This window comes from Thermoproteota archaeon (assembly GCA_003352285.1).
Taxonomy (GTDB): domain Archaea; phylum Thermoproteota; class Nitrososphaeria; order Nitrososphaerales; family Nitrosopumilaceae; genus PXYB01.
On record QQVN01000003.1, the window covers coordinates 604,935 to 622,811 of the forward strand.

Consider the following 17,877-nt stretch of genomic DNA (forward strand, 5'->3'; position numbering starts at 1 on the left):
TTGAATAATTTTTATACAGATATTGTCAATTGGGCATATGGAAAATGAGCCAAAAGACATGATTGTGCTTGGTACAATTAAAAGTGGAGCAAAAGACTTTGATAAGATTAGAAGAATTGCAAAATTAGAACCCGAAGAGTTAAACAAAATTTTAGAAAAATTAGAAGAAAGAGGACTAATCAAAGTTGAAGAGAAGAAAGGATGGCTAGGTAAAAAGATCCAGATAAAGACAACCGAGAAAGGAGATAATGAAATTGAACATAGAATTCACGAGTTAGAAGCAAATTGGGGAGAGATGGTTGCCCTATACAAAGCAGGAAACAAAGACAAGTTAAACGATTACATGGATAACAACAGATCAATTTTACCAATGATGATGTTTTTTGGAATTATGGACATCATGATGTTTTCAATGATGTTTAGTATGATTGGTGCACAGATGAATGATTATGTACCAGCTGACCAAATCCCCGAAGGAACAGATACCGGAGGAGAAAGCGACTTTTCTGGTGATGGCGATGGCGGAGGATTTGATTTTGATATTGGTTTTTAAAAAATTACTGCTTTAATGTCTCACGATATCTTTTTACAGATTCTACTATGACTTTTTTTGCAATTTGAGAAGACTCCCATCCAATAATTTCTACTTTTTTCCCCTCTAGATCTTTATACACTTGAAAGAAATGAGCGATCTCGGAACGATAATGATCTTCAATATCATGGATGTCATTAGTATGAAAGTATCGCGGATCACTTGTTGAGACACAGATTATTTTATCATCCATTTGACCTTGGTCCTTCATTTGTAAAAGACCAATAGGTCTTGCTTCAATTAAGATGCCAGGATACGTAGGATTTGTAACTAGAACCATGGCATCCAATGGGTCGTTGTCATCAGATAATGTTTGAGGAACAATTCCATAATCACCAGGATAGTGAAAAGGTGAAAACAAAACACGGTCAAGTTTCATTAGATTATAGGTTTTATCGTATTCGTACTTATTTTGGGAACCCTTTGGAATTTCAATTATCACGTTTATGATATCAGGTATATCTGGGCCAGAATCAATATCATGCCAGAAATTTTTTGTCATGTTAAAACTGGAATGTATTCGTATATGTTTTGTACGATATTTTTAGCCATGAAATAATAAATTCTTCCTCTTATTAACCACGGTTAATTGATATACAATTCTTATGATAATGTTGGATTAGTTAGAGTACTGTCGTTTTTAAAAACACATAACAAAGAATACCTTTCAGGTCAAGACCTTAGCGATGTTCTAAAAATCAGCAGAGTTGCAATTTGGAAACACATCAAGAAAATACAAGAATTAGGATATAAAATTGAATCAAAACAAAAACTAGGATACAAACTAGTAGAAAACACAAAGATGCTTTTGCCATGGGAAGTGACAAACGGCTTGCAGACAAAAAAAATTGGAAAAAGAGTATACTTTTTTGATTCCATTGATTCTACGCAGAATTTTGCGTTAAAAATTTCTGAAGAATCAAAAGAAAACGGTACAGTCGTTATTGCGCATAAACAAACATTGGGAAAAGGAAGAGAGGGAAGAAAATGGATTTCACCCCAAGGTGGCATATGGGTATCAATCATTATCCATCCAAAATTTGATGTAGAAGCACTTACTATTTTGCCATTAGGAGTATCAGTTGCAATTGCTACTGCAATAGAAAAAGAGTTGAATCAGAACCCTAGTCTGAAATGGCCAAATGACGTCATGTTAAATAACAAAAAAGTTGCAGGAATTCTCACAGACGTATCAATGGAATCAAATAAGATCCACAATGTGGTAATTGGTATTGGAATAAATTTTGATGTAGATACAAAAAAAATTGAAAAATCAATCAAAGGTACTCCCAACGCGTATGGAATTACAAGTTTGACAAAATCAAGCAGTCCAATAAAATTTTTCCAAGCACTACTGTATGAATTAGAAGATATTTTTGAAGAACTAAACAAGAAAAATTCAAAAATTATTCTTGATGCATGGAAGAAGAGATCTGCGACCATAGGAAAAAATGTTCAAATCAGCGGGAGTAAAAAAATCAGCGGTAAAGCCATTAGAATTGATGATGATGGAGCACTAGTAATTAAGAAAGGAAACAAGACCGAAAGGATTGTTGCAGGAGACGCAATCCATTTAAGATAATTATTTTCGTGTTCTTTTTGCTTTTTTTGGTGTTTTCTCTATCAATTTTGATTGTTCACGAAGAAGATTTTTCAGATCATCTTGAATTTCAAAGACAGTTTCTAAGAGAGTTTCCAAATGTTGAGTATAAGCATCGTAATAAGTAATTAATTCAGACTGTTTGCTGTTTGTTTTGGTTAGATGTTCATTTGCTCTAATCAAATTTGCAGAAGTTATGAGCTCAGGCAATGGTTGAGAGAGGTCAGCAATTTCTTTAAGATCACTTTTTGCAGATTTAATTTTTAGCTGGATGCCAGATAATGCTCCGAGTCCCATTTTTTTCATATAATCAGGAATTAGTCTTGGCTGTTAAAGTTTTTTCCTTAACTCAGGTCATAATATTGATGCATGAAACCATACAAATTATGAATAAGACATATCTAAATCTGAATTTCTAAATGTTCTATTGAATAGCATCATAATTTTATTGGTATGTGTTTTCATGTCCCTAGTAACAATAGACACAGTTTCTGCCCAAGAGGAAAAAGATCCGGCCAAATTGTTTGATGAGGCAAAAAAACATTTTGCAGTTGGAGATTACTCGGCTGCGGTAAAAATCTATGATGATATTCTAAAAATTGTACCAGATAATGTCTCAACGTTGAAAATGAAGGGCATTGCGTTAAGCAATCTGGAACAACATCCAAATTCACTAAAACAATTCTACAAGGCCCTTCAAAAGGAGCCAGAGGATGTGATATCATTACTTGGCATGGGAATTGGTTTTGGGAACTTGGGTGAATATACAGAATCGCAAAAATATTTTGAAAAAGTTCTAGACATAGAACCTGAAAATAGAGTTGCAAAAAACTATTATCAGTTTATCGATAAAACGATTTCAAAATATCCATATGTTCCTACACCAAAACCCTTGCCACCACAAAAAACTACTTTAATTGAGATTCCATTCTGGGTAAAACAGAATGCAGAATGGTGGAGTCAAAAAACCATAAGCGATGAGGAGTTTTTATCATCCATAGGATACATGGTGAATAATAAAATAATAAAAATTCCCAGCACATACAATGAAGAAAACAAAACAGGCTCAATTCCATCATGGATTAAAGATAATGCACGATGGTGGTCAAATGGAGAAATTTCAGATACAGAATTTGTCTCAAGTATTCAATTTATGATTGAAAAAGGATTCATAGTAATAAACAGTAAACCTGCGGCATATGAAATACAACAAAGGCAAGAGGAAGAATACAATACGTTTGAAAAATATCTTTCAACGATATCAAAGAACATCTCTGATGAAAAAAGATACATCGAATATCCAAATCCAAGTAGAGATGTGATTAAAAAATTCCTCAGAGACTATGTAAAGTGGAATTTTGAACAAGAAGCAAAATCAGCTGCAGATAAATTTCCAGATCCAACATACCAAATTATCAATGGAACATACATTATCAATTACAAAATATTTGTAAATGAGCAACCTTCTGGATTGCCACTTGATCATGTAGGAACACTGAGTGAATCATTAAGTTTTTGGGAAACTCAAGATTTGAAAGTCAATAATCAAACTGCAAAAATAAAATTCACATATACAAACAAAAAGCATGAGGCAAATATTTGGACCACATGGGTTGTACGTGATTTAGGGGCAGGGGTATTAGGGCATGCTCATCTAGGTAAGGGAGTAGTCGAAGTAGCACTTGGAGATTATTCATGTGATGGTAGTTTCCAACTGTATGATGTACAGACAGTCAAAATGATAATGACACATGAGCTTGGACACTCAATTGGACTAAAGCATACCACAGATGAAAATAACATAATGTATCCATCATTGAAGCCATCTTATGCATATTGTATTCTTAATTAAAAAATTGAATAAAGAGATTGAATAAATTTAGTGCATAGTATATCAAGAATCAAGAATCTAGAAGATCATGGAAATTTTGGAGATATTATTTGCCGTTGGAATTTTACTGGTTAGTGCTAGACTTCTTGGAATAGTCTTTAAAAAAATAAAACAACCATCTTTGGGTGGAGAGCTACTTGCAGGCATCATATTAGGCCCCACTTTAATTGGAATTGTCCATCCAAATGAGATGCTAGACCTTCTTTCTACCGTTTCAATTTTCTTTGTAATGTTATTCATCGGTATTGAAATGAATCTAAGAGAGATAAAAAATTCCGGAAAATCAGGGTTTGTGATTTCTATACTTTCATTGATAATCCCATTTTTTACAGGGTACGTGCTTTCAGTGTTTTTTGGTCTAAATTTATCAGAGTCACTGTTCATCGGATTGTTATTATCAGTAACTTCAGTACCAGTAAGTGCAATTATTTTACGAGAATTGGGGATTCTCAAAACTAAAATTGGCACAACGGTGATGTCGGTAGCAATTATTGATGACATCATTTCATTGATTATTTTGGCATTTATTTTACAACTTCATCTAAGTGACGGAATGCAATTTGCATATTATGAAATTGGAGAATCAGTTGTTCAAATAGTAGCTTATTTGTTAGGAATTGTTGCCATTACATTTGTAGTTTACAAAGCAAATCGTTGGTTACCCTCAAAATTAAAAGAATTTAACAAGTTCAAATCAAAGGAAATTTTATTTATCATATTTATTTCAGTGGCAATAGTTTTATCAATAATTGCTGATTTAGCAGGATTGCATTTTATCATAGGTACATTTTTTGCGGGGTTAATTTTTAGTGAAAAATTATTACCCAAAAGAGAAGAAAGTAAAGTTTTCAAAACAATGACAAAAATTACGTTTGGGATATTTGCACCATTATTTTTTGCAATTGTTGGAATGAAATTTAGTGCCCAATCATTAGAAGATCACATTCCATTCCTAATATTGTTAGTTATACTTGGAATAATTGGAAAAACATTTGGAGGGTATGTAGGAACAAGGATTTTTCATTTTCCTAAAAAACAAGGATTGGCAATTTCAACATTACTTAATGGGAGAGGTACTGTTGGTTTAGCAATTACAGCATTAGCTTATTCAGTAGGTGTGTTAGATTTGGCGCTATTTTCAATTTGTGTGGCAATTTGTTTTATAACAACTATAATTACACCAATAATTGCAAGGCCGTTATTACGTTCAATGAATTAATGTAAAAATAAAATGAAAGGCCTAAGCCATATCAAGTGCTCTTGAATGTTTACGAGTATGAGGACGTTCTCCAGAATATTTTCTTCGCATATGTCCTGATGGACGACCATACAATAATTCAAGAAACCAAGATTCATGTTCAATTTCTTCGGCAAGAATGTCTTTTGCTATTTCGTATGTAGCAGGATCTTTTCCATGAGTCATCTTGCAAACTTTATCCCAGTTTACTATTGCACCCTGTTCAGCTTTTAGGCATTTTTCCAAAATTGCTTTCAAGTCAGTTGGATTAGGAGGCAATTGAAGGAATTCACAACCAGATATTTTGATGAATTCGGTTGCATCATTGGGGAGGCTTCCACCTAATTGATAGATTCTCTCTATACAAGATTCAAAGTGACTAAGGTCTTCTAGTCGTGCATCTTCAATTATTCCCTTTATTCCTTCACCATCCATTCCTGTACAATGAGCCCTAAGATTTGTGAAATAGTAATAGGCAGTAAATTCCACTGCAGCATTTACAACCAAAGATTTCACTAATTCATCCACATTAAGGCCATTTTTTTTGAGAATTTCAATACCAACGACATTTGGTTTTGAATCAGTCATTAAAGGCGATTATAGGATGGAATTAAAAAGCCTTAGGATTTGAATTGTCTCTAATTTTTTCAAGAGTCTCAAGTAGTCTATTTTGTGCCCTTTCTATCATGTAAAAATATTCTTTCGTTGGAGCATCCACAAAAGGAAGTATTTTCTGCTTTAGCAACTCATTAGAGTTGGATATAACGTGAATTGGGTCAACCAATGTATCAATCAGATATTTTTGTTCTTGAGTAAAATTAGGATTCAGGGATAATAATTTTTTAGATTTATCTTCCAGTGTTTGAACTTGGTTAAATTTCAATTCTTACTCACGTTGGGAAATAACAGATAACTCTAATTTCTTAGATTTTTTCCACAAAAGTGAACATAAGCTAAACATGTTATTTACCATCTCCGAAGAATTTGTAAATAGAATCGAATCTCCTTCATCCTTTAGATTCACTGCATCACTAATTGCCCCAGACATAATCAATTGCCTATCACATTCCACTATAATTCTACTTTTTGAGGGAAGTTTCCCTAATTTGACGTCTGAGGAGTTTAATCTATGAATCAACGGATAATCTTTGTCATTATTCAATTGTGTCAAGATGTTAACGTCAACACCATTCTTTTTTGCAAGAGATATTTTCTCAGGAATTGAAGTATGATACATCATCGTAAGGTCTTCAATAGTAGTCATGATGTAAACTTGATTTTTTGCGCTCTGAATCATCTTTCCAATGCGCGAATAGACGTTGGTTCTTCCCTGAATGATTGACAAGGACGTAATGTCTGGAGATTCGGCAGTTTTTGTAACTGTGGATAGTTGTTCTGTAAGTTTTTTTGCAAGATTCTTCATTGTGGTGATTTCATCATCGTGTCGCTCAATTATTGATGCTAATGCAGTTTTTGGTTCAACAGCTGTACATATTGTAGGATTTGAAAAAGTTGTTGTGACGATTCCAAAGTTTTTTAATTTGTTTAATGAACGATATGCCTTTCCTCTATCAATTTCTAATTTTGCAGCCATCGTACCAACAGAGATGGAACCCAGTTGCAACAATCCCATGTAAATTTTTGAATCAACTTGGTCTAATCCAAAGTATTCAAGGTGGGAGGATAATTCTTCAGGGTTCATCAGACAAAGAATGAAAATGAAAAATTACAATATTATTTCTTGTGTGTTTTTGACAAACATTTTACGATCTTTGTCTTGCGTAAAATTCACAGATTCAAACCTAATCCTGTGATCGCAAATCTGATCGCATTAATGAAGTTTTGAATTTGAAAGAATTTTCTGATAGAAAATTACCCACAAAATCTCATTCTAAAAACTTAGAATGAAGGTTAGCTTAACCTACACACAAATCACCCTAAGAATATGTGTAAAATGGATAATAAGTCAAAATACCCCATCTATCTGTCCTTTGAACACGTCAATATCTGCACAACGATGTCCCTCTTGCGGTAAATCAAAAATGGTATCAGATGAAAACACGGGAGAGCTAATCTGTGGCATTTGTGGTTTTGTTGTAAATGACAAACTAGAGGATACAGGAGCAGAGTGGCGCTCATTTGCAAATGATGAAACAAACAGAGCTCGTGCAGGAGCTGGAACATCAATCACCATGCACGATATGGGACTATCAACCATCATTGGAGCAGTCAATAAGGATTCTACAGGTAAACCACTATCTGCAAGCATGAAAAGCTCAATTGAGAGATTACGAACATGGGACAGTAGAACACAAGCACATTCATCAGCAGACAGAAACTTACGACAAGCACTAAATGAAATGGACAAGCTAAAAGACAAGCTCGCTTTAGGTGATGCAGTAGTAGAAAAGGCTGCATATATTTATCGAAAAGCAATGGAGAAAAAACTTGTAAGAGGAAGATCAATTCAGGGATTGGTAGCAGCCTGCTTATACGCTGCATGTCGTAATACTGAAACTCCAAGAACTTTAGATGATGTTGCAAAAGGAATCAACATTAGAAGAAAAGATGTTGCAAGATGTTACAGATTAATTTTTAGAGAGCTGGAGCTAAAGATGCCAGTAGTAGATCCTGTTAAAGGAGTTTCACGAATTGCAAGCATAGCAGAATTAAGCGAAAAAACAAAACGCAAGGCAGTGGCAATATTAGATAAAGCAAAAAAATTAGGAATAGTTGCAGGAAAAGATCCTATGGGAATAGCAGCTGCCGCACTTTATCTTGCATGTATTAGTGGTGGCGAATCAAAATCACAAAAAGAAATCTCAATTGCATCTGGAGTGACAGAAGTTACAATTAGGAATCGATGTGCAGGATTAAGGAAAATTCTTCAGGATTAGAATGTCTGAAAGCATATCATGGTCGGATTGGCTAGATTACAATTCTGAAACTATCAACAAGTCACCAACAAAACCAGGTGTATTTATGATGCATGCTGCAATGAAGATATTACTAATTCAAGGAACTGAAAACATTAGAAAAGAACTAGCAGATACGTTATCCAATGATTGTACCGCCCAGGCTACTAGATTCAGGTATACCATATCAGAACAATATCAAAAAATCTATCAGGAATTAATCCAAGATTACAAAAATAGACACGAAGGAAAACTGCCAAAATGTATGGAGTAATTATCTGAATTCAGGTAATTCCTCGTGTTCACGACGCCTAGTTACAAAAAATATTCCGCCAGTTATACCAAATTGATAAAATGCATACATCATTACTTGAAAGAAACTTGGGACATATTCTGTAAATCGGCTTAGAATAGCAACCAAAAGCACAATAACGCTTAATCCAAACATGAAATATCTTGCAACATTTGGTATCTCGGCAAATTTAAAAAACAAGACCAATGTGACAGAAACAAAAAGTGCAACTATAGTTCCAAATCCAGCATTTAACCCAAGGACATTAATTAAAAAAGCAACTCCTTCCTCAGGAGTAGCAGGGACGACAATTTCAGAAACGGTGATTTTTTCGGGAATTGCAAATTTAATTACGTTTGAAATTGCGTTAATTGAGAATAATAGTAACAAAACAATCGAAGTAATCCTTGCATGAATTTTTAATCTTGGAAATCGTTTTCTTATACCACGTCCAAGTATTGTGCCCTGTAAAATTCCAATGAGAAAAACCACACCGTATGAAATTAGAAAGTTTTCTTCGGCTATCGCAAGAATATCCATACTAGAGAAGCAATCTAGATATTAATTACAAATATGAAAATTAAGATTCACAAATGACATAATCTAGTGGACATCATTCATTAACAATCATTGTAATGGAAGATTGAATGTTTTGAATAGATCTTATTTTGCTCATCACAGTATTTCGTAGGGAATCTTCTGAATCAGAAGTAACTTTGAGTACAATATCATACACACCAAAAACACCCTGTATGTCAAATATTATATTTGCAATTTCGGAAAGAGAATTTTTGATATTATCTATAACTGATTGTTCCTGATTAAGAGTTACGTTTAGTAAAAAATAGGTTGTAGGCATTATTCTTGGCCTTCTATTCCCATTAATGTCAGGGTAGAACGGATTTTATCGATTTTCCTAATCTTCCATGTAATGGTCTCCCTTAGAGCACTTACTTCATCAGAAACAACTTTAGCCAAGATATCATATGCTCCAAATGTTCCATGTACCTCCTTTACCGAATCAAGTGCTTTTAGTTGAGAAATAACAGATTCTTCAGAACCTAACTCGCAATTGATTAACACGTATGCTGATGCCATTTTCAGCATAATTATCAAATTATGTTATTTAATATCAATTAAGAATTAGGTTAGAAATTGTTTAAAAAAATATCAGATTTATGAAAAAGTGTTCATAAGAAAAACGTTTTTCCCCCAAATTAAACATCAGAAAGGCATAGTTCGTTTGTTTTGAACACACAATTACATAGATTCTATTTAATGAAATTATAACTAGTCTGTTGGACCCGCTGCCAACACCCTTCCCAGCCAGACCATAGTTAGCCCTTGGGTCCACCAGAACTTTACAAATTAGCAAATTCTATCTCTAGGTTTTTAACCTGTGAATTCAAAATTTTGTCATGCAGGGCAATTCCATCAATAAAATACTTGTACCAATTGATGGTTCCAAGAATTCCATTAGAGCCTTAGAAATGGCAATTACAATTGCAAAAAACTGCAAGGCAAAGATTACTGGAGTCTATTGTATGTACACACAATCATATTCTGAAACACGCGGTGTAGCTTCAGTAAGTAACGAAATGAGGAAAGAGGCACGTACTGTTCTAGATGATGCAAAGAAGACATGTGGAAAAGCAGGAGTTTCATTTACAACAAAAATCCTACAAGGCAATATCGGATTCAACATTGTAAAAACAGCTCATCAAAAAAATAATAAATTTGATTTAATAGTTATTGGATCAAGAGGCAGAAGTTCCCTTAAGAGTATGTTCTTGGGAAGTACATCAAACTTTGTTATACATGAATCTAGCATTCCAGTTTTAATAGTAAAATAATCTCATACCATACCATTCTTTACAAAATATTTTTGATGATAATCTTCTGCCTTGTAAAATGTTGGAGCAGGAACAATTTCAGTCACTATTGGGTTTTGGAATTTTCCGGATTTTTCTAAGGATTCTTTAGATTTTTTGGCAGATTCTTCTTGAGTAGAGTCATGGTAGAATATTGCAGAACGATATTGAATTCCAATATCAAAACCCTGGCGATTTAGAGTAGTAGGATTATGATTATTCCAAAAGATGTCTAATAATTCATCATATGAGATTTTTTGAGGATCATACTCTACTTGAACTGCTTCTGCATGACCAGTCTTATCAGTACAGACCTGTTCATATGTAGGATTTTCAACTTTTCCGCCAATATATCCAACAGTAGTATCTAAGACACCTTTGGTTTTACGAAAGATTTCCTCGACATGCCAAAAACACCCAGCTGCAAATGTAGCCTTCATACAATACATTAGTAAATTGAGATTAAAAATCTAACACTAGTAATGGAATACTGTATCGCCAATCTGTTTTTTCCAATCGGCACGAATTCCAGGTTTTCCCTTTAGCTTTTCGACATAATTAAAGGCAGAAAGCCCTGCTGCAGCACCATCTCCGCATGCAGCGACAATTTGCTTATAGGGAATGCTTGTTGCATCTCCAGCGGCAAAAATTGCAGGATGTGAAGTTTTTCCTCCAGATTCAATTTCTATCTCACCTTTAGTGTTAATTGTTACCAAATCCTTTACAAAATCCAAATTAATTTTAGAACCCATCTCAATAAACAGACCATCAACTTGCAGTGTTTTTTCTGAACCGGTAGCGTCAACTACAGTAATTTGTTGAAGAGTTCCATTACCAGAGATGGCTTTAATGCTAGAGCTTGGAATTAATTCAACGTTTTCTTTTTTCTCAAGGGATGCAATTAGATCTTTATCGCCACCAAGTTTTCCGCCTTTGTAAATCATGTATGCCTTTGATGCCATTCGTGAAAGCAGTATACCGGATTCTAAAAGATAAGCGCCAACACCTACTGATGCAGTAGTTCGTCCCTGATAAAATGGTGCATCACATTTTGTACAATAATGTACTCCCTTGTTTGCAAATTGAGATTCATTTTCTAATCCCAAATTATTTGGAACTTTACCAGCAGCAACAACTATAGCTTTTGCGAAATATTCTGAGCGAGATGTTTTAACTCTCATCTTACCATCTGCTTCTTCAATTTTTTCCACAGTATCATATGTCATCTCACCTTTGAATGACAAGAATTGACTCTCTAAAGTTTTAGCAAGTAACGGACCACTTGACATTATAGTACCCGGATAATTTTCAAGTTTCGGAATCAAATTAAGCTGTCCACCCAAATCTTTTGAGATGACTAAAACCGAAACTTGTTGTCTTGCAATGTATATTCCAGCTGAAAGACCAGCAGGACCTGCTCCAACTATAATTATTTCATATTCTTGGGCCAATTTCTAAATTAGTTTACAGAGATTAACGAAGTTAAGTTTTTGATACCATTCATGTTATGTAGATCGTTATCTATTGCATCCTTGATTTTTTGCATGTCATCAGACTCAAGAATAACCAAAATATCACAAATACCATAAACGGTCTTTACTGATTTTACTACAGAAATTTTTTTGGATGCTTCAATAATTTCTCTTTGATTTTTGTAATCAACGTTTAGAAGAACATAGGCCTCGTTCATGAGGTATCTCATGAACCTATTGATAAAAAGTTTCTCTGAGATCGTGCCTAAATTCGGTAGATTTTCTTGTAAAAACATGTCAGGTTTGTCCAGTATAAGCAAAAAGACCATCCAGGACAAACAAAAATTAGATTTCGATATATGAAATTAATCAGATTCCCAAATCATGTCACAGATAGTTCAGCATGACAAGGAACAGAGACTCAGACTTGCAAGTGTTGTGTGTGGAGTTCTAGCCATTGCATCCATAGTTTTGCTAGGAAGCTCTTCATTTGCATTTGGAGATATTCAGATAGAAATTGCAAAAAATGCAGACACTCAAGGATGTGAAATCAATGAATCGTGTTATTCTGAAACTGGTCTTGTGATAAATGTTGGGCAAGAGGTCACATGGTATAATGCAGGTAACAAAGTTCATTCCATAGTAAGTGGAAGCGCCGAAGTAGGCCATTACGGTTTATTTGATAGTGGAAAAATTCTCCCAAAGGAAAATTTTTCTCAGGTATTTTCTAAATCAGGTCAGTACTTTTACTACTGTCAAACACATCCCTGGATGACAGGGATAGTCATGGTAAAATAAAAAATCTAAACTCGAATTATTCCTTGCTCAACTAGAAATTTTATTGCAGTAATGAATTCATCATCAGTGATTTGACCTACAGACCACCAACTTGCATTATTGCGTATCCAATCTGGAATTGAATCATTACTAACAGTTTCTGAATTAGATAAATTTGGAATAAAGATAATTTGATTATCAATCATGTATTGAATTGAAGACACAAATTCTTTATCAGATATCTTGCCAGTAGACCACCATCCAGCATTATTGCGTATCCAATCTGGAATTGCAGGAGGATTGGGAAATCCTAAAACAGTGTAGATGGTTTCGCCAGGAAATTGAGATTCAAACCAATCTCTAAAATCATTTGCACTGTTATACCAATCAACATAGTATTGAGGAGATCTATCTGACTTTGGAAAATCGGGAGTGTGGGTATTAGGATAACCTACAACATCTTCAATATTTTTCCCAGTAAATTGAGAATCAAACCAATCCTTGAATGCTAAATCAGAATTATATCTATCAATATAGTATTGTGGAGATTTATCAAATGCTGGAAAGCCAGGAATATGGGTTTTAGGCTCTTTAGTAACATCAACAGAGTGTTTTGGAGTCAAAGATTTTGATGGTTGTTTTTGTGTATTCTTAGGCATAGTTTCTGAGGAATCACCTAACGAGAATTGAAATGACTTTTGATATTCTTCTCCAAGGTAGAATACTTTGACAGTATAAGTTCCCTCTTGTAACCATTTTGGACCATCGGCTTTGTAGGATTTAGAGAAACTACCATCAGAATTTGCAAGAAAGGTATCTACTGCAGCAAAATCAGAATTTTGAGGATTTACAATTTGCATAATGACAAATTGGCCAGGTTGTGGGGAGTCTATCTGACCATTAAGAATCACAGAATCCCCAGAAACATATTGAGATTTGTTTAAAGAGAAACTCAGTATTTCCGCATATGCTGTAATTGGGATCATAGAAATTAATCCAAAGATCAGTAAAAAGATTAAGGATTTCAATGTAATTCCAAAAACAAAAATCCCAAATTTAATCTTGATTGAAGAGCAGAACCAGACATATTATTTTGAAATTTGCTTTGTTTATAATGCCTTCGTAGGAAAGATAAGAATAAAAATTTTGAGACACCTAGATTTGGATCTAAGTGTCAGTGAATTGGAATGTCCAAGTCAATGCCAATGTATCATCTGCAGTTAGTTCAACTGCTGTGAATGTGTTTCTTGCAAACATTTCACCGCCAGTGGCATGGTTGAATATTGCGGCCTCATCAATGCTGCTATCATCACAATCGTTTGGTCCCACGTTACCGCCCTCAAATGTTGCAGTTGCTGTAACATTTGCATTTGGAGAACCATTCATAGTGCCATTAACAGAACTAAATGCAGCTACTTCTCTAGCACATGATGATATTACTGTAATAATATCAGTCTGTCCTGCTGCTGGTGCAGTTTCACCGCCTGTTCCAATTTCCATATGGCTGATTTTGGCTGAAGATGCATTTACAGTTGAAAACAAATTCTCTGCTAAAAGCTCCATTCCATCAGTAACAATCATGTTATCAGATTGTCGATACGCCTTGATGTTGCCCTGTGCATCGCTAACTACTACTTCTACATGACCTAATAGCTGAACGCCATTTTTGATAGTGGGTTGTACTGAAACTCCTTCTAAAATTGCATATGTTGCACCTGAAGACACAGCTACTATTGCCACCAATAGTAATCCAAAATGCTTTGGGTCCAAAGTTTTCATTATTCATATAGTTGGTGCAGTAGTTTTTAGAATTAGTTTGTAAAAAATGAACAGACGGGTACTCAGATTTTATTAATCTCAGGCACAAAAGTGAAGGATTTTTTCATAAATTATGAATTCAAGGTAGTTATTTCAGATAGTTCTGCCCTGTATTTTACCTTGATATTTACATCCGAGGTTGCTTGGGCAAATGGAATTATACCATTTGTGGATTCTAATTGGACTGACCAATCACCCACTATTGGGTCAAATGAGGTTATTGAGAATCGCTCTAGAGGGTTATTTGCACCAGAGTATTTGATTCGGTATATTTGTCCATCAATCTGAACACTAGTCAAATCACCACGATTTCCAAATGTAGATGAACTAACCAAGCAAGAATCATCAGATCCAATCACACAGGTTCCTTGTGGAGATACTACCCTAAATCTCATATCAGAATCATCATTATTTGATGCATAAATCAATGAGGGTCTTGCAACTACATCACCATTAGCATTTCTAATCAAATCCAACTCGACAAAGTCTTGGATTTGTTTAGACTGTGTTCTAACAAAGGTATTCAATATACCAGTACTAGTAGACAAATCATTACCATACAAGTCCACCCTGGCACTAATGTTGTAATCTAGTTTTTGAACATTCTTTGGAATCATCCAAGATAATTCAACGTCGTTGAATCCTGGTTTGAACAAATACGGAATTGCATCAATAGATCTTCCATCTACTAATAATGTCACTATACCATACATTGAGGTAGACTCTTGGTTGTTGATGTATGCGTGGGGTTTGAGAATGGTTCCTTGAGCTTTAATTGTCTGCATATCCATCTCTAATTTTACACTTAATGAACTCATATCGATATTGTTTGGTGTTAATCCCAAGAATAGGTGTTCAGAGTCGTTTACTTTACCGTCTGCATTTAATGCATGTATCCAGAATTCAGTTGCAGGGGATTTTAGTAAAGATGCTGGAACCGTTATGTATACTCTAGAAGTGGTGTTTGAAATTCCAGTCAATTCTTCTACTTTCATCTTTAATCCGGTGTAATTACGTTCGATGTTATCATCACCCATTGTAATCAATCTAAGCTCTGCTCTGCGTAACTCGCTTTTTGCATTATCAATTAGTGCAGAGACAGTAACAGATGTAGGTTCTGTGACATACTCGTATGAACTAGCATCAGTAATGAGCCTGTTTTGATCATCTATGTGAATCTTAAAGTCAAAGATTTGAGGTTTGGAATAAGGATCTTCTTTAACTAGATACACGTTTCCTTCACATTCTATTATCTGAATACTTGTGTTAGAAGTGGATGACCCTCCGTCGGCAGACACAACAAAGTACGTCTCATTTGGATTAATGTATGCCTCATAGACATATCTTGCAACATCAGAATGTTGATTATCTGATGCATATGGTTGATAGTCTGCAAGTTTTGCAGGAATTATGCCTGAATGCTTTGTTTGTAAGACCACATTTGTTGGGAATGATTCGCCTGAAACCATTACCTTGACAATGTTATCATCACAGACATTATAGTATACACTATCGATGTTTGTTATTCCAGCCGGTTTTGATGGCTTCTCTTGAGACACACCAGATGCACTTCCAGCTCCAGCGCCGGCTCCAACAGGTCCAACACCAACTTTACCATGACCTGCTTGTGATGAGACACCGCCAGAAGTGCTGGTTACTGGAGACTTCTTTCCACCAATTGCAAACTTGGATGTGTGCTCTACGGCAAACTCTATCTGTACTTTGCCAGAATGAATTCCTGACTCAATTTCATACTTTGAAACCTCAGTTATTCCAGAGGTCGTCCACACGTTGTTTATCTCATCAAATGTGTACACTGTAAGATCATCAATGTTGTTTGTTTCAGGCTTTGCTGTCAAGACTGTAAAGGTGTATGATTCTGTATTTGTAGAGTTATCAAAGTCTATTCCAGTACCATTTGACAATTCGGCTGGGAATCTTGCATTAATGTATAGTAATGTATTCTGTGTTGGGTCCTTCTCAGTGATAGATGGAATGCCTGATTCTATAGGTGGTTTTGATGCAACTTCATATGTTACATAATCAAGAGTTCCAGGACATGTACCGTTTTCAAATATTGTGAAGTCAACCTTCTTGATGCCACCATATGTTGGAACTAGTGTGTTATCTAGTGAGTAAATGTATCTTTGACCACAGTTGAATTGTTCAACAGGTTGGGTTGCAAGATATTGACCATAGACATTGCTTTGTGCTGTAGCTCCCAATATACCAACATAAGACAATGATGTTGAATTTCCAGCATCGGTTGCGTTTAATCTAAATGCATTGATTATAGAATCCGGAGATTCGTTTGGTAACAACTCTGCAAGTGATTTGTAAAGTAGAGTATACTGTGAATCAGTTGCATTTGAAATTGCAATAGTATTGTTCTTACCTACGAGTTTTGGTGTAGGTAGATCATTTACCTTTACAATTGGAGTCTGTACTCCGTTCTTAACTTTCGTTAGCTTTATTGGATTAAGCAATGTTCCAAATTGATTACTATCAATATTGACATTATCTATGTCAATTACTCCTGAATTAGGCAGATTCGTTGTATTTGTTACAACAACGAATTTCATTAGTGCATTAATGTTAGTGCCGTGTACAGTGACTAGTCCTTTCTTTGTTATAGGTACGTAACCTGATGGAGTTTGAGTCTGATTTAGTTTGTAACTACCTAGCAGTACATTTAGCAACGAGATCGAGCCATTGTTTGATAGATCCGAATCAGGTGATAGGCCATCACTTACTGTCAGAGTTCCAAATCCAGTGTATGGGTTTGGAGTGATACGGTATATTGCACCTGGAATCAATGTATTGTTTCGTGTTTCAATAGTGAGCTTTCCTCTAAGACCTACCAAATCTGAAATGCTTAGTGAATCATCAGCTGAGCGATATCTTGTACGCAAAACAGTTATTGAATCGCTAATGGATGCAGAATCTTGCAATATTCTTCCAAATGTTCTCAATATTTGTGGGTCAGATACAGACATGGAATCGGTCATGAATCTTCTAAATGACGTAGATTTTGATATAGAATCCTGCAATGATGCTGAATCAGTGAATAATCTGCCAAATGAGGTGACCTTTGTGATGGAATCGTCTGTGGATAGTGAGTCGGTCATTGCACGGTTGAATTGAACAGATGCAAGAAGTGTGTCAGCTGCAGCTAGTGAGTCAGTCATGAAGCGGTTGAATGAAGTTGATGGAACAAGTATGTCATTTACAGAGACAGCATCAGTGAATAGACGTGCAAATGAGGTGACCTTTGTGATGGAATCGTCTGTGGATAGTGAATCAGTTATTGTTCTGCCAAATGTAATGACTCGGAAGATCGAATCATCTGTGGATAGTGAATCAGTTATTGCACGGTTGAATTGAACAGATGCAAGAAGTGTATCAGCTGCAG

At 35.1% G+C, this 17,877-nt stretch carries 22 protein-coding genes; 8 read left to right on the forward strand and 14 right to left on the reverse strand.

The window, feature by feature from the left end:
- Window positions 1-37: 37 nt before the first annotated feature.
- A complete protein-coding gene (locus DWQ18_05200) occupies window positions 38-553 on the forward strand; it encodes a hypothetical protein (protein ID RDJ34283.1) in 516 nt (171 codons plus the stop codon).
- Window positions 554-557: 4 nt separating this feature from the next.
- Here the strand turns inward: DWQ18_05200 and DWQ18_05205 are convergent, their stop codons facing one another.
- Window positions 558-1,094, reverse strand: a complete 537-nt coding sequence (locus DWQ18_05205) for an inorganic diphosphatase (GenBank protein ID RDJ34284.1) — start codon at window positions 1,092-1,094, stop codon at window positions 558-560.
- Window positions 1,095-1,181: 87 nt separating this feature from the next.
- On the opposite strand from DWQ18_05205, the gene DWQ18_05210 reads away from it, so the two are divergent.
- Window positions 1,182-2,174: a biotin--[acetyl-CoA-carboxylase] ligase gene (locus DWQ18_05210; protein ID RDJ34285.1), complete on the forward strand. Its 993-nt coding sequence runs from the start codon at window positions 1,182-1,184 to the stop codon at window positions 2,172-2,174.
- Here the strand turns inward: DWQ18_05210 and DWQ18_05215 are convergent, their stop codons facing one another.
- Window positions 2,175-2,489, reverse strand: a complete 315-nt coding sequence (locus tag DWQ18_05215; protein RDJ34377.1) for a hypothetical protein — start codon at window positions 2,487-2,489, stop codon at window positions 2,175-2,177.
- A 166-nt stretch (window positions 2,490-2,655) separates the two neighbouring features.
- On the opposite strand from DWQ18_05215, the gene DWQ18_05220 reads away from it, so the two are divergent.
- Together DWQ18_05220 and DWQ18_05225 are read left to right on the forward strand one after the other, a co-directional pair.
- Entirely contained in the window at window positions 2,656-4,044 is a 1,389-nt protein-coding gene (locus DWQ18_05220) for a hypothetical protein (GenBank protein ID RDJ34286.1), read from the forward strand.
- A 67-nt stretch (window positions 4,045-4,111) separates the two neighbouring features.
- Complete coding sequence (locus DWQ18_05225; protein RDJ34287.1) at window positions 4,112-5,302, forward strand: cation:proton antiporter; 1,191 nt, start codon at window positions 4,112-4,114, stop codon at window positions 5,300-5,302.
- A 21-nt stretch (window positions 5,303-5,323) separates the two neighbouring features.
- Here DWQ18_05225 and DWQ18_05230 read toward each other — a convergent pair whose 3' ends face one another.
- The 3 genes from DWQ18_05230 to DWQ18_05240 are packed head-to-tail and all read right to left on the reverse strand — an operon-like array spanning window position 5,324 to window position 7,025.
- Window positions 5,324-5,908: a DNA protection protein DPS gene (locus DWQ18_05230; GenBank protein RDJ34288.1), complete on the reverse strand. Its 585-nt coding sequence runs from the start codon at window positions 5,906-5,908 to the stop codon at window positions 5,324-5,326.
- 22 nt (window positions 5,909-5,930) lie between these two features.
- Window positions 5,931-6,203 (reverse strand): hypothetical protein, encoded by a 273-nt coding sequence (locus DWQ18_05235; GenBank protein RDJ34289.1) that lies wholly within the window; start codon window positions 6,201-6,203, stop codon window positions 5,931-5,933.
- 3 nt (window positions 6,204-6,206) lie between these two features.
- Window positions 6,207-7,025 (reverse strand): hypothetical protein, encoded by an 819-nt coding sequence (locus DWQ18_05240; GenBank protein ID RDJ34290.1) that lies wholly within the window; start codon window positions 7,023-7,025, stop codon window positions 6,207-6,209.
- 199 nt (window positions 7,026-7,224) lie between these two features.
- Between DWQ18_05240 and tfb the strand changes: the two genes are divergently transcribed.
- Together tfb and DWQ18_05250 are read left to right on the forward strand one after the other, a co-directional pair.
- Entirely contained in the window at window positions 7,225-8,217 is a 993-nt protein-coding gene (gene tfb, locus DWQ18_05245; protein RDJ34291.1) for a transcription initiation factor IIB, read from the forward strand.
- 1 nt (window position 8,218) lies between these two features.
- Entirely contained in the window at window positions 8,219-8,509 is a 291-nt protein-coding gene (locus DWQ18_05250; protein ID RDJ34292.1) for a hypothetical protein, read from the forward strand.
- Here DWQ18_05250 and DWQ18_05255 read toward each other — a convergent pair whose 3' ends face one another.
- The 3 genes from DWQ18_05255 to DWQ18_05265 form a co-directional block, all read right to left on the reverse strand.
- A complete protein-coding gene (locus DWQ18_05255; protein ID RDJ34293.1) occupies window positions 8,510-9,067 on the reverse strand; it encodes a hypothetical protein in 558 nt (185 codons plus the stop codon).
- 73 nt (window positions 9,068-9,140) lie between these two features.
- On the reverse strand, window positions 9,141-9,386 hold the full coding sequence (locus DWQ18_05260) for an Lrp/AsnC family transcriptional regulator (GenBank protein RDJ34294.1): 246 nt from the start codon (window positions 9,384-9,386) through the stop codon (window positions 9,141-9,143).
- On the reverse strand, window positions 9,386-9,625 hold the full coding sequence (locus DWQ18_05265; protein ID RDJ34295.1) for an Lrp/AsnC family transcriptional regulator: 240 nt from the start codon (window positions 9,623-9,625) through the stop codon (window positions 9,386-9,388). The genes DWQ18_05260 and DWQ18_05265 overlap by 1 nt, the downstream gene beginning before the upstream one ends.
- Before the next feature lie 320 nt (window positions 9,626-9,945).
- Here DWQ18_05265 and DWQ18_05270 point away from each other — a divergent pair, with 320 nt between their 5' ends.
- Entirely contained in the window at window positions 9,946-10,380 is a 435-nt protein-coding gene (locus tag DWQ18_05270) for a universal stress protein (GenBank protein RDJ34296.1), read from the forward strand.
- 2 nt (window positions 10,381-10,382) lie between these two features.
- Here DWQ18_05270 and msrA read toward each other — a convergent pair whose 3' ends face one another.
- The 3 genes from msrA to DWQ18_05285 are packed head-to-tail and all read right to left on the reverse strand — an operon-like array spanning window position 10,383 to window position 12,199.
- Entirely contained in the window at window positions 10,383-10,838 is a 456-nt protein-coding gene (gene msrA / locus DWQ18_05275) for a peptide-methionine (S)-S-oxide reductase (protein RDJ34297.1), read from the reverse strand.
- 36 nt (window positions 10,839-10,874) lie between these two features.
- Complete coding sequence (locus tag DWQ18_05280) at window positions 10,875-11,849, reverse strand: FAD-binding protein (protein ID RDJ34298.1); 975 nt, start codon at window positions 11,847-11,849, stop codon at window positions 10,875-10,877.
- An 8-nt stretch (window positions 11,850-11,857) separates the two neighbouring features.
- Entirely contained in the window at window positions 11,858-12,199 is a 342-nt protein-coding gene (locus DWQ18_05285; GenBank protein RDJ34299.1) for an Lrp/AsnC family transcriptional regulator, read from the reverse strand.
- Window positions 12,200-12,254: 55 nt separating this feature from the next.
- Here DWQ18_05285 and DWQ18_05290 point away from each other — a divergent pair, with 55 nt between their 5' ends.
- The gene (locus DWQ18_05290) at window positions 12,255-12,668 is read left to right on the forward strand and encodes a hypothetical protein (GenBank protein RDJ34300.1); all 414 of its coding nucleotides are present in this window, start codon (window positions 12,255-12,257) and stop codon (window positions 12,666-12,668) included.
- A gap of 5 nt (window positions 12,669-12,673) precedes the next feature.
- Here DWQ18_05290 and DWQ18_05295 read toward each other — a convergent pair whose 3' ends face one another.
- The 3 genes from DWQ18_05295 to DWQ18_05305 form a co-directional block, all read right to left on the reverse strand.
- Window positions 12,674-13,675: a hypothetical protein gene (locus DWQ18_05295; protein ID RDJ34301.1), complete on the reverse strand. Its 1,002-nt coding sequence runs from the start codon at window positions 13,673-13,675 to the stop codon at window positions 12,674-12,676.
- A gap of 139 nt (window positions 13,676-13,814) precedes the next feature.
- On the reverse strand, window positions 13,815-14,426 hold the full coding sequence (locus DWQ18_05300) for a hypothetical protein (GenBank protein RDJ34302.1): 612 nt from the start codon (window positions 14,424-14,426) through the stop codon (window positions 13,815-13,817).
- A gap of 110 nt (window positions 14,427-14,536) precedes the next feature.
- On the reverse strand, window positions 14,537-17,877 hold a 3,341-nt coding region (locus tag DWQ18_05305; GenBank protein ID RDJ34303.1), incomplete at its 5' end, for a hypothetical protein.

Excerpts from the sequence above, each read along its gene's own strand:
- DWQ18_05200 (RDJ34283.1), top strand. The coding sequence starts at position 38 with ATGGAAAATGAGCCAAAAGACATGATTGTGCTTGGTACAATTAAAAGT.
- DWQ18_05205 (RDJ34284.1), bottom strand. The coding sequence starts at position 1,094 with ATGACAAAAAATTTCTGGCATGATATTGATTCTGGCCCAGATATACCT.
- DWQ18_05215 (RDJ34377.1), bottom strand. The coding sequence starts at position 2,489 with ATGGGACTCGGAGCATTATCTGGCATCCAGCTAAAAATTAAATCTGCA.
- DWQ18_05220 (RDJ34286.1), top strand. The coding sequence starts at position 2,656 with ATGTCCCTAGTAACAATAGACACAGTTTCTGCCCAAGAGGAAAAAGAT.
- DWQ18_05225 (RDJ34287.1), top strand. The coding sequence starts at position 4,112 with ATGGAAATTTTGGAGATATTATTTGCCGTTGGAATTTTACTGGTTAGT.
- DWQ18_05230 (RDJ34288.1), bottom strand. The coding sequence starts at position 5,908 with ATGACTGATTCAAAACCAAATGTCGTTGGTATTGAAATTCTCAAAAAA.
- tfb (RDJ34291.1), top strand. The coding sequence starts at position 7,225 with ATGAAGGTTAGCTTAACCTACACACAAATCACCCTAAGAATATGTGTA.
- DWQ18_05250 (RDJ34292.1), top strand. The coding sequence starts at position 8,219 with ATGTCTGAAAGCATATCATGGTCGGATTGGCTAGATTACAATTCTGAA.
- DWQ18_05255 (RDJ34293.1), bottom strand. The coding sequence starts at position 9,067 with ATGGATATTCTTGCGATAGCCGAAGAAAACTTTCTAATTTCATACGGT.
- DWQ18_05260 (RDJ34294.1), bottom strand. The coding sequence starts at position 9,386 with ATGCCTACAACCTATTTTTTACTAAACGTAACTCTTAATCAGGAACAA.
- DWQ18_05265 (RDJ34295.1), bottom strand. The coding sequence starts at position 9,625 with ATGGCATCAGCATACGTGTTAATCAATTGCGAGTTAGGTTCTGAAGAA.
- DWQ18_05270 (RDJ34296.1), top strand. The coding sequence starts at position 9,946 with ATGCAGGGCAATTCCATCAATAAAATACTTGTACCAATTGATGGTTCC.
- msrA (RDJ34297.1), bottom strand. The coding sequence starts at position 10,838 with ATGAAGGCTACATTTGCAGCTGGGTGTTTTTGGCATGTCGAGGAAATC.
- DWQ18_05285 (RDJ34299.1), bottom strand. The coding sequence starts at position 12,199 with ATGGTCTTTTTGCTTATACTGGACAAACCTGACATGTTTTTACAAGAA.
- DWQ18_05290 (RDJ34300.1), top strand. The coding sequence starts at position 12,255 with ATGTCACAGATAGTTCAGCATGACAAGGAACAGAGACTCAGACTTGCA.
- DWQ18_05300 (RDJ34302.1), bottom strand. The coding sequence starts at position 14,426 with ATGAAAACTTTGGACCCAAAGCATTTTGGATTACTATTGGTGGCAATA.